Consider the following 13,584-nt stretch of genomic DNA (forward strand, 5'->3'; position numbering starts at 1 on the left):
CTCGAGTTCGAACTGAACCCGCAAGGCCAACTGACCAGCCTGCACAGCAAGGTCAGCGACGTAGAAACCATTACCCTGACCAAGAACGACAAGGGCTATGCGTTCAACCGCGTCACCGCTAAACCTACCGTTCGCACGGCTTACGTGCACGGCGTGATCAATAGCTCACTGTCACAATCCGCTGCCCGCGCAGGCCTGTCCCATAGCCTGACCATGGATATGGCCAGCGTATTCGGCTACGACGTCGACTTTGCACAGGACATCCGCCAGGGTGACGAATTCGACGTGATCTACGAGCAGAAAGTGGTCAACGGCAAGGCAGTGGGCACCGGCCCGATCCTGTCTGCGCGCTTCACCAACCGCGGCAAGACCTACACCGCCGTGCGTTACACCAATAAACAAGGCAACAGCAGCTATTACACCGCCGATGGCAACAGCATGCGCAAGGCGTTCATCCGTACCCCGGTGGACTTCGCCCGCATCAGTTCGAAATTCTCCATGGGCCGCAAACACCCGATCCTCAACAAGATCCGCGCCCACAAAGGCGTCGATTACGCAGCGCCACGCGGTACGCCAATCAAGGCTGCCGGTGACGGCAAGGTGTTGCTGGCTGGTCGCCGCGGTGGCTACGGCAACACGGTGATCATCCAGCATGGCAACACCTACCGCACGTTGTATGGCCACATGCAAGGCTTCGCCAAGGGCGTGAAAACCGGCGGCACCGTCAAGCAGGGCCAGGTAATCGGCTATATCGGTACCACCGGCCTGTCCACCGGACCGCACTTGCACTACGAGTTCCAGGTCAACGGCGTTCACGTCGACCCGCTGGGCCAGAAGCTGCCGATGGCTGATCCGATCGCCAAATCCGAGCGCGCACGCTTCCTTGCACAGAGCCAGCCATTGATGGCCCGCATGGACCAAGAGAAGGCCACCATGCTGGCTTCGAGCAAGCGCTAAGGCATGGCTCTTTATATCGGCGTGATGTCCGGCACCAGTCTCGACGGGCTGGACATCGCCCTGATCGAGCAGACCTCGGCGATCAGACTGATCGCCACGCACTACATCCCCATGCCCGAATCCCTGCGCACCGAGCTGCTTGGCCTGTGCGTCAGCGGCCCTGACGAGATCGCCCGCTCGGCGCTCGCCCAGCAGCACTGGGTAAAACTCGCCGCACAGGGCATCAACACCCTCCTCGATCAGCAGCAACTCAAACCTGAAGCCATTCGCGCAATCGGCAGCCACGGTCAGACCATTCGCCATGAGCCCGCTCGCGGCTTCACCGTGCAAATCGGCAATCCCGCACTACTGACCGAGTTGACCGGCATCACCGTGATCAGTGACTTCCGCAGCCGTGATGTGGCTGCTGGCGGCCAGGGTGCGCCGCTGGTGCCTGCCTTCCATGAAGCTTTGTTCGAAGAGCGTAGCGGTAACCGTGCAGTCTTGAATGTCGGCGGTTTCAGCAATCTGAGTCTGATTGAGCCGACCAGGCCTGTAGCCGGTTTCGACTGTGGCCCTGGGAATGTGCTGATGGATGCCTGGATTCATCAGCAACGCGGCGAGAACTATGATCGCAACGGTCAGTGGGCAGCCACCGGCACTGTCGAGCCAGTCTTGCTGAAAGCGCTGCTCAGCGATCCGTTCTTCGTGACCAAAGGTCCAAAGAGTACTGGCCGGGAAGTGTTCAACCTGCCCTGGCTGGAACACCATCTCTCAGAGCTACCGAGCTTCGCCCCTGAAAACGTCCAGGCAACGCTGCTCGAACTGACGGCGCTGACCATTGTCGAGTCGCTGCAAACCGCTCAAGCCGATACCCGGGAAATGCTGGTCTGCGGCGGCGGCGCTCACAACGTCACGCTGATGAAGCGTCTGGCCGACCTGTTGCCAAACGCTACCGTGGCCAGCACCGCCACTCACGGCGTCGATCCGGACTGGGTCGAGGCAATGGCCTTCGCCTGGCTGGCCCATTGCTGCCTCGAAGGCATTGCCGCCAACCGTCCGAGCGTCACCGGCGCCAAAGGCCTGCGGATACTCGGCGCCATTTACCCCAACTGAACAAAACGCCGACAACAAAAAAAACGCCGCAGAACCGTAAGGCTCTGCGGCGTTTTGTTGTGTGTAGCGAGGTGCGATCAGATCGAGAACGAAGAGCCGCAACCACAGGTCGTGGTGGCGTTCGGGTTCTTGATCACAAAGCGCGAACCTTCCAGACCTTCCTGGTAGTCCACTTCGGCACCCGCCAGGTACTGGAAACTCATCGGATCGACCACCAGACTCACGCCTTCGCGCTCGACGATGGTGTCGTCCTCGGCCACATCCTCATCGAAGGTGAAGCCGTACTGAAACCCCGAACAACCGCCGCCCGTAACGAATACGCGCAGCTTCAAGCGATCATTCCCCTCTTCATCGACCAGGCTCTTCACCTTGTGCGCAGCACCTTGGGTGAATTGCAAAGCCGTGGGGGTGAAGGATTCGACGCTCATGCTGACTATCTCCCGGCGTTACGCCGCCATAATGCGTGATGACGCGCATTATCCGCTTGTCCTAGAAAATCGGTCAACTATTGTTACGGTATATCAATAAACCCGACCAACTGCCCAGAATGCAAAAAGGCCCGTTTGACGGGCCTTATTGCTGTGTTGCCGAAAGTGTTACGGCAGCATGCCGGCGTGGGACAGGCCGAAGCGCTCATCCAGGCCGAACAGGATATTCATGTTCTGCACCGCCTGACCCGACGCGCCTTTGACCAGGTTGTCGATCACCGACAGCACCACCACCAAATCACCATCCTGCGGACGATGTACTGCAATGCGGCAGACATTGGCGCCACGTACGCTGCGGGTTTCCGGATGGCTGCCGGCCGGCATCACATCGACAAACGGTTCGTTGGCATAACGCTTTTCAAACAGCGCCTGCAGATCCACCGAACGATCGACCACGGTCGCATAGAGCGTGGAGTGAATGCCACGGATCATCGGCGTCAGGTGCGGCACAAAGGTCAGACCAACGTCCTTACCGGCAGCGCGACGCAGACCCTGGCGAATTTCCGGCAGATGACGGTGACCTTTTACCGCGTAAGCCTTCATGCTTTCCGACGTCTCGGAGTACAGCGAGCCTACAGACGCGCCGCGACCGGCACCGCTGACGCCGGATTTGCAGTCAGCGATCAGACGCGAAGTGTCAGCCAGCCCCGCCTCAAGCAGCGGCAGGAAACCCAACTGCGTAGCGGTTGGATAGCAGCCGGGAACGGCGATCAGACGAGCCTTCTTGATCTGCTCGCGATTGACTTCCGGCAGACCGTAGACCGCCTCGTCCAGCAATTCCGGCGCACCGTGTGGCTGGCCGTACCACTTGGCCCATTCTTCAGCGTCCTGCAGACGGAAGTCCGCTGACAGATCGATGACCTTGGTGCCCGCCGCCAGCAATTCACCGGCCAAGGCATGGGCAACACCGTGCGGAGTGGCGAAGAACACCACATCACAAGCGCCAAGGGTCTTGATATCGGGAACGCTGAACGCCAGACCGTCGTAGTGGCCGCGCAGGTTCGGGTACATGTCAGCCACGGCCAGACCGGCCTCGGATCGGGAAGTGATCACCACCACTTCTGCCTGCGGATGCTGTGCCAACAGACGCAGCAGTTCGACACCGGTGTAACCCGTGCCGCCGACGATACCGACCTTGACCATAAACCTGCCCTCAACGAACCCACTGGAAAGCCGTCGATAATAGGGGCCGCGCGCCCCTGCGACAACCATCAAGGTGACGTGCGGACGCTCAAGCCTCTACTATCCCGGCTACCGTGAACCTGGGAATAACTAAAAATGCTCTATCTGTGGATCAAAGCGTTTCACATCGTCAGTGTCGTGTGCTGGTTTGCCGGGCTGTTCTATCTGCCCCGGCTGTTCGTTTATCACGCGCAAAGTGAAGACGCGATCAGCAAGGAACGCTTCAGCGTCATGGAGCGCAAGCTGTATCGCGGCATCATGGGCCCGGCGATGATCGCCACGCTGATCTTCGGCGGCTGGCTGATCTACCTCAATCCGGGCATCTTCAGCATGGGCGGCTGGATTCACGCCAAGCTGACCCTGGTGGTCTTGCTGATCGGTTACCACCACATGTGCGGTGCGCAGGTAAAACGCTTCGCCCGTGGCGAGAACACCCGCAGCCATGTCTTTTATCGCTGGTTCAATGAAGTGCCGGTTCTGATATTGCTGGCTATCGTAATTCTGGTCGTGGTCAAGCCGTTCTAACTTCTATACAGGCATAACACCTCGGGGGATTTCCAATGTCGCTGCCCGCTCTGCTCGAACAACGTCTGCGCCTGCCGGTAGTGGCAGCGCCGATGTTCCTGATCTCCAACCCGGAGCTGGTACTCGCCTGCTGCCGTAACGGCGTGGTCGGCAGTTTCCCGGCGCTGAACCAACGCGAAAGCAGCGGATTCAAAGCCTGGCTGGAGCAGATCGAAGCGGGACTGGCGACGCTGGACAACCCGGCGCCGTATGCCGTGAACCTGATCGTGCACAACAGCAACCCGCGCCTGCAGGCGGACCTGAACATTTGTGTCGAGCACAAGGTGCCGATTGTCATCACCAGCCTTGGCGCAGTGAAGGAACTGGTCGACGCAGTTCACAGTTACGGTGGTCTGGTGTTCCACGATGTGACCACGCGCCGGCATGCCGAGAAGGCCGCCGAAGCCGGAGTCGACGGTTTGATCGCTGTTGCGGCGGGCGCCGGGGGCCATGCCGGCACCTGGAGCCCGTTTGCGCTGATCGCCGAGATCCGCGAGTTCTTCGACAAAACCCTGCTGCTTGCAGGATGTCTGAACCACGGTCATGAGATCCTGGCCGCACAACTGCTCGGCGCGGATCTGGCCTACTTCGGCACGCGATTTATCGGCACCACCGAAAGTCATGCGCCTGACGCCTACAAGGACATGCTGCTGACGGCCAAGGCGGCGGACATCATTCATACTCCTGCCGTCTCTGGCGTGCCGGCCAGCTTCATGCGCCAAAGCCTGGAGGCGGCAGGTTTCGACATGGCCGCGCTGCAAGGCAAGGGCGAAGTCAACTTCGGTGACAAGCTCAAGCCGATCAACGACGAAGCCAAGGCCTGGAAGACTGTGTGGTCGGCCGGCCAGGGCGTAGGCCAGATTGACGACCTGCCGAGCGTCGACCAGTTGATCGCCCGGCTCGACGCGGAATATCGTCAGGCGCTGGAACGCGCGGCGCAATTGCCCAAACGCTGGCCGCGCTGAGAAAAATCAGGCCAGTGATCGACCGACTGGCCTTACACTTGCTGACTTTCAATTGATTCGCGACAAGGATGCCCCGACCATGAGCGAACCTCGTTACAAGATCGTTTTCGACGGTGCTCTGCAGCCCGGCGTCGATCTCACCACCGCCAAGCTCAATCTGGCGGCCCTGTTCAAAAGCGATGTCGCTGCCATCGAGCGCCTGTTCAACGGCAGCACCGTCGCCCTCAAGCGCGACCTGACTCACAGTGATGCGCAGACGTATCTGCAAGCACTGAGCAAAACCGGGATCGACGCGCGGATCGAGGCGGAAACGGCAATCGCGCTGAATCTGGCGGACGTGCACGAACATCAGCCCGTCATTGCAGAACCAGCATCCCCCTACGCACCACCACGCGCCGAGGTTGGCGAGAACCTGCCGGCCTTCGCTGTGCTCAAGCCCTTCAGCGTTGAAGGCCGGATCGGTCGCCTGCGGTTTTTGGCCTGGACAATGGTACTGAGCCTGGTAACCCTGCCGATCGTTGGCATATTCGCTCTGCTCGCGCTCGGACTGGTCAGTGGCGACTCCACCACCGGTCTGATCATCGGCGGGATATTCGCGTTCTTCCTGTTCCTCGGCTTCATCATTGTCAGCATCCTGTTCAGCGTGCAGCGCCTGCACGATATCGGATGGTCCGGCTGGCTGTGGCTGCTGAACCTGGTGCCGTTCGTGGGCAGCTTCTTCCCGCTGGTGATCATGGTCGTACCGGGCAACACTGGCGCCAACCGCTACGGCCCGCCGCCGCCGCCCAACAGTACCGCGGTCAAAGTGTTGTGCTCGTTGTGGATCGTGTTCTTCGCCCTGGTATTTGCCGGCGGCATGCTCGGCGGCATCTCGGCCATTCAGCAGGAATACGAAAGCAACCTTGAGAGCAGCTACGAAAGCGGCTCGGTCACCACCGATGAAGTCGAGGTCGAGACTGAACCGGCGAATTCCGTGGACGATGCAGCCGAAGCGGCCCCGGCCCCTGTAGACTCTGCGAAAGAATGAACAGCGCTCCCCGCCGTGACACCTGCGTCGCTGGCGCGGAGCTGTTGCGATGGAGAATTGCATGACCCGTTACGCTCTGATCACTGGCGCCTCCAGCGGCATCGGCCTGGCCCTGGCTGAAGCTCTGGCCCGGCGCGGCCGCAGCCTGATTCTGGTGGCTCGCCAGCGTGATCAGCTGGAAAGTATCGCGATCGAACTGACCCAGCGCTTTGGCGTGGAGGTGTTGTTCCGTGCCTGCGACCTGGGCGAGCCATTGCGCTTGTCCGGGTTCCTGCTGGAACTGGAAGAAGGCGACCGGCAGATCGATCTGCTGGTCAATTGCGCTGGCATCGGCACCTGCGGCCCATTCCTCGCCCAGGACTGGATGACCGAGCAGGACCTGATAGAAGTCAACATCCTCGCCCTCACCCGCCTGTGCCACGCCATTGGCAACAGCATGGCGCTGCAGGGCGGCGGGCAGATTCTCAACGTCGCCTCGGTGGCGGCTTTCAATCCCGGTCCGTGGATGAGCACTTATTACGCCAGCAAAGCCTACGTATTGCACTTCTCCGAAGCCCTGCGGGTCGAGCTCAAACAGAGCGCGGTCAAGGTTTCGGTGCTTTGCCCCGGCCCGACCCGCACTGCATTTTTCCGCACGGCGCAGCTCAACAGCGACAAACTCAAGGACAGCAAGCTGCTGATGAGTCCCGAGGAAGTCGCGCTGTACACCGTGCGGGCGCTGGAAAAAAACCGCGCCATCATCATTCCCGGGAGGCGCAATCGCTGGTTCGCCTTCCTGCCACGCCTCGGCTCGCGCTGGCTCAATCGCACCCTTGTCGGCATGGTCAACAAGGCTTACTGCCCGCGCTGAACTGTCCTACGGCAAAACACTGGGCGGGGGCATTCCCCATGCGTACACTCAGGCCAGCCCACACAACGGAGAAAACAGCAGTGGATACTCTGTTCACCAAGATCATCAACCGGGAGATCCCGGCCAAGATCATTTACGAAGACGACCAGGTTCTGGCGTTCCACGACATCGCTCCTCAGGCACCGGTGCATTTTCTGGTGATCCCGAAGAAACCGGTGCGTACCCTCAATGACCTGACCGAAGACGACAAGGCACTGGCCGGGCACATCCTGTTCACTGCCCAGCGTCTGGCACTGGAGCTGGGCTGCGAGGAAGGCTTCCGGGTCGTGATGAACTGCAATGAAAAGGGTGGGCAGACCGTCTATCACATTCATATGCACGTACTCGGTCAGCGTCAGATGAACTGGCCACCGGGCTGATTCACTGCATCAGACCCTGTGGGAGCGGGCTTGCTCGCGAAAGCGGATTGTCTGGCACTGATACTTTGAATGTGCTGACGTCTTCGCGAGCAAGCCCGCTCCCACACAAACACCACCGTGCTCTCCGCATGGCAAATGACCCAGCGCAAACCTTCCCCGGCCGATTCGGTTAAACTGGCCGTCGAGATTTTTCCCGGAGGTCAGCATGACTACCCAACGTCACTACTCGCCGATTGACCGTCTTCTGCTGCAAGCCGATGCCGCGATGCGCACCCTGCTGCCCTTCAGTGGCCAGCCGTACCGCCCGTCACCCGCCATCGTGCAGCCGGATGTGCAGATGAGCGAAGAAGACACCCGCCACGTCGCCGGCCTGATGCGCATCAACCACACCGGTGAAGTCTGCGCCCAGGCGCTGTACCAGGGGCAGGCGCTGACCGCCAAGTTGCCGCAGGTACGTGCGGCCATGGAACACGCCGCCGAAGAAGAAATCGACCATCTGGTGTGGTGCGAACAGCGCATCCATCAACTGGGCAGCCATACCAGCGTGCTCAATCCGTTGTTCTACGGGATGTCGTTCGGCATTGGCGCTGTGGCCGGCCTGATCAGTGACAAGGTCAGCCTCGGTTTCGTCGCGGCCACTGAGCATCAGGTGTGCAAGCACTTGAACGAACACCTGGAGCAATTACCGGCCGAGGACGAGAAGTCCCGGGCGATTCTGGAGCAGATGCGCATTGATGAAGAACATCATGCGGAGAGTGCACTGGATGCGGGTGGTTTCCGCTTTCCGGCGCCGGTGAAGTTCGGAATGAGCCTGCTGGCGAAGGTGATGACCAAGAGTACTTATCGAATTTGAGATCTGTATTGCCACAAAGGGCCTCTTCGCGAGCAAGCCCGCTCCCACAGGGTTCTGTTTTTCGGCAATAAAAAGGCGACTACCGCACGGTAGTCGCCTTTTTTGTGCCCGGGAATCTTACGTCGGCATGTTGCGCGCGTAGAAGATTTCCAGCATTTCGTGTTTCACACGTTCGGTCACCTGAGCGCGCTGCTCGGACGACAGATTGCTGGTGGCGTCGCCGAACAGGTAGTTGTCCAGTTCGAAGTTCTTCAGCAGCATTTTCGTGTGGAACAGGTTTTCCTGGTACACGTTCACGTCGGTCATCTGGTACGCGTCGCGAGTGTCTTCGGAAAGGTAGTTCTGGATCGAGTTGATCTCGTGGTCGATGAAGTGCTTGTTGCCTTCAACGTCACGGGTAAAGCCGCGCACACGGTAATCCACGGTCACGATGTCCGAATCGAACTGGTGAATGAGGAAGTTGAGCGCTTTAAGCGGTGAAATGACACCACAGGTCGACACGTCGATGTCCACACGGAACGTCGCGATACCGGCGTCCGGATGGATTTCCGGATAGGTATGCACCGTGATGTGACTCTTGTCGAGGTGGGCAAGGATGATTTCGGGCAATGGACCCGGGGACTCTTCGATCTGGCTGTCAGTCGGGGTCACCGGCTCTTCCGAGATCAGAATCGTGACGCTGGCACCCTGAGGCTCATAATTCTGACTGGCAATGTTCAGAATGTTGGCACCAATGATTTCGACAACTTCCGTGAGAATCTGCGTCAGGCGTTCGGCGTTGTACTCTTGATTGATGTACTCGACGTAAGCCTGCTGGTCTTGCGGGGTTTCCGCGTAGCAGATGTCATAGATGTTGAAGCTCAAGGTCTTTGTCAGGTTATTGAACCCGTGGAGCTTGAGTTTGCTTTTCACCGTTAAAAACTCTCTATGTATGCGGCCCGGCCGCGTGATCAAGCATGCCCGTCAAGTGCGAACAACGCACCTGCGTAGGACGGTTAACACCTCTTCGCGATGGCGATTTTGGTTATCTGTTCAGGCGGATGACCCGTCGGCTGACCGATCACTGCCCTGAAAAAAGTGGCGCATTATGCAGACGTCAGCGAGGGATCGCCAGAGTCTGCACTGCTTTTATGATAGTTGAATGTCGGCTCAGCCGAGTTCGACGATTTCATAATCGTGAGTGATCGCCACGCCGGCCGCGCCGAGCATGATCGAGGCCGAGCAATACTTCTCGGCAGACAGTTCGATGGCGCGCTTGACCTGGGCTTCTTTCAGGCCCCGGCCCTTGACCACGAAGTGCATGTGGATCTTGGTGAACACCTTCGGATCTTCGGTCGCGCGCTCGGCTTCGAGGAACGCTTCGCAGCTTTCAACCGCCTGACGCGACTTCTTCAGAATGCTGACCACGTCGAAGTTGCTGCAACCGCCAACGCCCAGCAGGAGCATTTCCATCGGGCGAACACCCAGATTACGACCACCGGCGTCCGGCGGACCGTCCATGACCACGACATGACCGCTACCGGATTCGCCGAGGAACATGGCTTCGCCAGCCCATTGGATGCGTGCCTTCATCGCCAAGACTCCACTGTAGAAAAAAGGGTCGCCAGCTTAGCACAGGCCCTTGCTCTGACAGCGCTTGGCGTTCCTAGGACGGATGCCTCTGCGGTGTAGGTAATTTCTCGAATTTTCGACGAAGTGTCTGGTAAGCTGGCGCCAATTCGCTGGCGCCAATTGTCAGCCTGTGTAGCGACCGCCTTCAGCGCCTCATAAAAAATCAAACATCACCGTGCAGTCTTTTCGGGATACAACCATGGTTGCTATTACCCCCACACCCAAAATCAAGAACCTCGACAAGCTGTTGATGCATTGCCAGCGCCGTCGCCATGCGGCCAAGAGCAACATCATCTGCGCCGGCGATCGCTCGGACACGCTGTACTTCATCATCAAGGGCTCGGTGACGATCCTCATCGAAGATGACGACGGTCGCGAAATGATCATCGCCTACCTCAACGCCGGGGACTTCTTCGGCGAGCTGGGGCTGTTCGAACAAGCGGGTCAGGAGCAGGAGCGTAGTGCCTGGGTGCGGGCCAAGGTTGAATGTGAAATCGCCGAAATCAGCTACGTGAAGTTCCGCGAATTGTCGCAGCAGGATCCAGACATTCTTTACGTTCTCAGCGGACAAATCGCACAACGCCTGCGCAATACCACGCGCAAGGTCGGCGACCTGGCGTTCTTCGATGTCACCGGTCGCGTGGCCCGTTGCCTGCTGGAGTTGTGCAAGCAACCTGACGCGATGACCCACCCGGACGGCATGCAGATCAAGGTGACGCGTCAGGAAATCGGGCGGATTGTCGGTTGTTCGCGGGAGATGGTCGGTCGCGTGCTCAAGGATCTTGAAGAACGCAACCTGGTCGATGTGAAAGGCAAGACCATGGTGGTCTTCGGCACGCGCTAAGCGCGCTACTCAGGCGCCGTAGACCTGCGCCAGCATCAGTCGAAACAGTTCATCAAGACGCGCCAAAGCCGTTGGCGCGACGAACTTCTCATGCAGGGCGATGTGGCTTTCGGCCCGTACCCGCTGCTCCAGACCGCAAGCCTCGTTGAAGCGATTGACCGCCGCGACCATCGACTCGCGCTCGTTATCCATCAGCATCGCCCCATGCACCAGCCCCACCGGACGCTGACCGCCCTGACTCTGGCGCCAGCGCTGAGCGGTGCCAACCATCTTGCGGCCATCGAGATTGACATTGAAACGACCGTCGCAGAACGCGCCGGCGATTTCGCCCAACGACGACGTGCCGCCCAACTCATCCAGCAACTCGCAGATCGGATCGCACAGACGCCGGTAGCCGGTTTCGATGCGGTTCAGATCACCCTCGCTGCGGGGCGGGGCGTAGACCAACGCGATGTTGACGGTTGAGGCGGATTGCGGGACCGGTTCACCACCGGTTTCCCGCAGCAATACCGGCCAACCGGCAGCAGCGGAGACTTCGCAGGCATGCTCGAAACCGGGCAGACGATTGAGGCGACGCGGCATGACCAAGGCGCGATCACTGGGTTGCCAGAACAGCAGGCCGAATTCGGCATCGCCGGCACAGATCGAGGCCAACAAGTCTTGTTCGGCTTGCAGGCCGGCTTCGATGGTGAGGGAGGCAGGGATCATAAGGTTTCCGTAGGACGTTCAGTCTGAGGTGAAACTTATGTCGTCATCGCGAGCAGGCTCACTCCTACAGGGGGAACGCATTCCAAGTGTAGGAGTGAGCCTGCTCGCGATGGCGTCTACTCGGTCTGACTGAGTCAGTCGAGGGTCGAACCACTGACCGGTACACCACGCTCCGGGAAGAACAGGCGCTGCAGTTCGGTGCCCGGGCTTTCCGCGCGCATGAACGCTTCGCCGACCAGGAATGCGTAGACGTCGCTGATTTCCATCAGCTCGACATCGGCACGGTTGAGAATGCCGCTCTCGGTGATCACCAGGCGATCGCGCGGGATGCGCGGCAGCAGGTCGAGGGTGGTTTCCAGGCTGACGTCGAAGGTGTGCAGGTTACGGTTGTTGACCCCGACCAGTGGCGTGTCGAGGGTTTTCAATGCGCGTTCCAGCTCATCGCCATCGTGTACTTCCACCAGCACATCGAGACCGACGCCTTTGGCAACCGAGGCCAGCTCGGCCATTTTCACGTCGTCCAGTGCGGAGACGATCAGCAGCACGCAGTCGGCGCCCAGCGCGCGGGCTTCGACGATCTGGTACGGATCGATCATGAAGTCCTTGCGGATCACCGGCAATTTGCACGCGGCGCGGGCCTGTTGCAGGTAGACATCAGCGCCCTGGAAGTAGTCGATATCGGTCAGCACGGAAAGACAGGTCGCCCCGCCCTTCTCGTAGCTCTTGGCGATATCGGCAGGCACGAAGTTTTCGCGGATCACGCCTTTGCTCGGCGAAGCCTTTTTGATTTCGGCGATCACCGCCGGTTGCTTCGTCTTGGCCTGCGCCAGCAGGGCCTGGGCAAAACCACGGGGTGCATCGGCCGCCTTGGCCAGACTTTCCAGCTCGCTCAGGCTGACGCGAGCGCTGCGCTCGGCGACTTCCTGGACTTTGCGCGCCAGAATGTTTTCCAGAACCGTCGGTACACTCATCCCTCATTCTCCACTTTGAATACCGCGGTAAAGGCACCCAACTCCTCGAGTTTTTCCCGAGCAAGACCGGTGTGCAGAGCATCGTGCGCAAGTGCCACGCCTTCTTTGAGACTGGTCGCCAGGTCAGCCGCGTACAGCGCCGCACCGGCATTGAGCACAATCATTTCGGCAGCCTTCTGGCCGTTTTCGGTCTTGCGCTTGCCCAGTGCATCGCGGATCAGCGCCAGCGAAGCTTCCGGGCCTTCGACCGACAGACCGTGCAGGCTCTGGCTCTTCATGCCCAGATCTTCCGGCTCGACCCAATATTCGGTGATTTCGTTGTTCTTCAGTTCAGCGACGAAGGTCGGCGCGGCGAGACTGAACTCGTCCAGACCGTCCTTCGAATGCACCACCAGTACGTGCTTGCTGCCCAGGCGCTGCAAGACTTCGGCCAATGGCCGGCACAGCGCAGGCGTAAACACGCCCACCACCTGATGTTTCACACCGGCCGGATTCGTAAGCGGGCCGAGCATGTTGAACAGCGTACGCAGGCCGAGATCGCGGCGCGGGCCGGCGGCGTACTTCATGGCTTTGTGGTGAGTCTGGGCAAACATGAAACCGATGCCGACGTTGTCGATGCAACGGGCGACCTGTACCGGCGTCAGGTTCAGGTAGATACCGGCTGCTTCCAGCAGGTCGGCGCTGCCGCTTTTGCCCGACACTGCACGGTTGCCGTGCTTGGCCACGGTGCAACCGGCTGCCGCGACGACGAACGCGGAGGCCGTCGATACGTTGAAAATGTTCGCACCGTCACCGCCGGTGCCGACCACATCGACCACGCCGTCGAGGGTCTTGAGTTCGACCTGATCGGCCAGCTCACGCATCACGGAAACCGCGCCGACGATTTCGTCGATGCTCTCGCTCTTCATGCGCATCGCCATCATGAACGCGCCAATCTGCGCCTCGGTGCATTGACCGGTCATGATTTCGCGCATCACGTCGCGCATTTCTTCGGTGCTGAGGTCGAGGTGTTCGACGATACGGCTCAGGGCTGTCTTGATGTTCATGGAA

General features: G+C 59.7%; 16 protein-coding genes (1 of these 16 running past the window's edge). 9 read left to right on the top strand and 7 right to left on the bottom strand.

The genetic code is table 11. The features are described 5' to 3' along the window. Both ACVHNU_RS22070 and ACVHNU_RS22075 read left to right on the top strand, forming a co-directional pair. Nucleotides 1–957: the 3' portion of a peptidoglycan DD-metalloendopeptidase family protein gene (locus tag ACVHNU_RS22070; protein ID WP_003228772.1), read on the top strand. The gene continues 468 nt to the left of window position 1, outside the view; the window shows 957 of its 1,425 coding nt (coding positions 469–1,425); the start codon falls outside the window, past its left edge; its stop codon occupies nucleotides 955–957. 3 nt (nucleotides 958–960) lie between these two features. Then, nucleotides 961–2,052 (top strand): anhydro-N-acetylmuramic acid kinase, encoded by a 1,092-nt coding sequence (locus tag ACVHNU_RS22075; protein WP_473018302.1) that lies wholly within the window; start codon nucleotides 961–963, stop codon nucleotides 2,050–2,052. 77 nt (nucleotides 2,053–2,129) lie between these two features. Here ACVHNU_RS22075 and erpA read toward each other — a convergent pair whose 3' ends face one another. Together erpA and argC are read right to left on the bottom strand one after the other, a co-directional pair. Further along, nucleotides 2,130–2,480, bottom strand: coding sequence for an iron-sulfur cluster insertion protein ErpA (gene erpA, locus ACVHNU_RS22080; protein WP_003228776.1), 351 nt, complete (start codon nucleotides 2,478–2,480; stop codon nucleotides 2,130–2,132). Between the two features lie 168 nt (nucleotides 2,481–2,648). Continuing rightward, nucleotides 2,649–3,683: an N-acetyl-gamma-glutamyl-phosphate reductase gene (argC, locus tag ACVHNU_RS22085; protein ID WP_047296942.1), complete on the bottom strand. Its 1,035-nt coding sequence runs from the start codon at nucleotides 3,681–3,683 to the stop codon at nucleotides 2,649–2,651. 135 nt (nucleotides 3,684–3,818) lie between these two features. Here argC and hemJ point away from each other — a divergent pair, with 135 nt between their 5' ends. The 6 genes from hemJ (at nucleotide 3,819) to coq7 (ending at nucleotide 8,400) form a co-directional block, all read left to right on the top strand. After that, nucleotides 3,819–4,247 (top strand): protoporphyrinogen oxidase HemJ, encoded by a 429-nt coding sequence (hemJ, locus tag ACVHNU_RS22090; RefSeq protein WP_098965883.1) that lies wholly within the window; start codon nucleotides 3,819–3,821, stop codon nucleotides 4,245–4,247. Between the two features lie 35 nt (nucleotides 4,248–4,282). Then, nucleotides 4,283–5,251 carry an NAD(P)H-dependent flavin oxidoreductase gene (locus ACVHNU_RS22095; protein WP_210556567.1) on the top strand — a complete coding sequence of 323 codons (969 nt, stop codon included), beginning with the start codon at nucleotides 4,283–4,285 and terminating at the stop codon, nucleotides 5,249–5,251. Nucleotides 5,252–5,330: 79 nt separating this feature from the next. Beyond that, the gene (locus ACVHNU_RS22100) at nucleotides 5,331–6,278 is read left to right on the top strand and encodes a DUF805 domain-containing protein (RefSeq protein ID WP_473018303.1); all 948 of its coding nucleotides are present in this window, start codon (nucleotides 5,331–5,333) and stop codon (nucleotides 6,276–6,278) included. A 61-nt stretch (nucleotides 6,279–6,339) separates the two neighbouring features. Beyond that, a complete protein-coding gene (locus ACVHNU_RS22105; RefSeq protein ID WP_045122654.1) occupies nucleotides 6,340–7,128 on the top strand; it encodes an SDR family NAD(P)-dependent oxidoreductase in 789 nt (262 codons plus the stop codon). Between the two features lie 80 nt (nucleotides 7,129–7,208). Next, nucleotides 7,209–7,547 (top strand): histidine triad nucleotide-binding protein, encoded by a 339-nt coding sequence (locus ACVHNU_RS22110; protein ID WP_003228789.1) that lies wholly within the window; start codon nucleotides 7,209–7,211, stop codon nucleotides 7,545–7,547. 205 nt (nucleotides 7,548–7,752) lie between these two features. Beyond that, nucleotides 7,753–8,400, top strand: coding sequence for a 2-polyprenyl-3-methyl-6-methoxy-1,4-benzoquinone monooxygenase (coq7, locus tag ACVHNU_RS22115; protein WP_473018304.1), 648 nt, complete (start codon nucleotides 7,753–7,755; stop codon nucleotides 8,398–8,400). 117 nt (nucleotides 8,401–8,517) lie between these two features. On the opposite strand, the gene speD is transcribed toward coq7, so the two are convergent. Together speD and ACVHNU_RS22125 are read right to left on the bottom strand one after the other, a co-directional pair. Next, the gene (gene speD, locus ACVHNU_RS22120; RefSeq protein ID WP_003228791.1) at nucleotides 8,518–9,312 is read right to left on the bottom strand and encodes an adenosylmethionine decarboxylase; all 795 of its coding nucleotides are present in this window, start codon (nucleotides 9,310–9,312) and stop codon (nucleotides 8,518–8,520) included. 237 nt (nucleotides 9,313–9,549) lie between these two features. Continuing rightward, nucleotides 9,550–9,972 carry an OsmC family protein gene (locus ACVHNU_RS22125; RefSeq protein WP_003228794.1) on the bottom strand — a complete coding sequence of 141 codons (423 nt, stop codon included), beginning with the start codon at nucleotides 9,970–9,972 and terminating at the stop codon, nucleotides 9,550–9,552. 238 nt (nucleotides 9,973–10,210) lie between these two features. Between ACVHNU_RS22125 and crp the strand changes: the two genes are divergently transcribed. Next, nucleotides 10,211–10,855, top strand: a complete 645-nt coding sequence (gene crp / locus ACVHNU_RS22130; RefSeq protein ID WP_003228797.1) for a cAMP-activated global transcriptional regulator CRP — start codon at nucleotides 10,211–10,213, stop codon at nucleotides 10,853–10,855. 9 nt (nucleotides 10,856–10,864) lie between these two features. On the opposite strand, the gene ACVHNU_RS22135 is transcribed toward crp, so the two are convergent. The 3 genes from ACVHNU_RS22135 to trpD all read right to left on the bottom strand — a co-directional run bounded on the left by ACVHNU_RS22135 (nucleotide 10,865) and on the right by trpD (nucleotide 13,580). After that, on the bottom strand, nucleotides 10,865–11,563 hold the full coding sequence (locus ACVHNU_RS22135; protein WP_473018305.1) for a lipoate--protein ligase family protein: 699 nt from the start codon (nucleotides 11,561–11,563) through the stop codon (nucleotides 10,865–10,867). Nucleotides 11,564–11,697: 134 nt separating this feature from the next. Further along, a complete protein-coding gene (gene trpC, locus ACVHNU_RS22140) occupies nucleotides 11,698–12,534 on the bottom strand; it encodes an indole-3-glycerol phosphate synthase TrpC (protein WP_262143357.1) in 837 nt (278 codons plus the stop codon). Next, nucleotides 12,531–13,580, bottom strand: coding sequence for an anthranilate phosphoribosyltransferase (trpD, locus tag ACVHNU_RS22145; RefSeq protein WP_003228800.1), 1,050 nt, complete (start codon nucleotides 13,578–13,580; stop codon nucleotides 12,531–12,533). The genes trpC and trpD overlap by 4 nt, the downstream gene beginning before the upstream one ends. Nucleotides 13,581–13,584: the final 4 nt, after the last annotated feature.

The sequence above is a fragment of the Pseudomonas sp. Ors-4-3C genome (genome assembly GCF_055755035.1).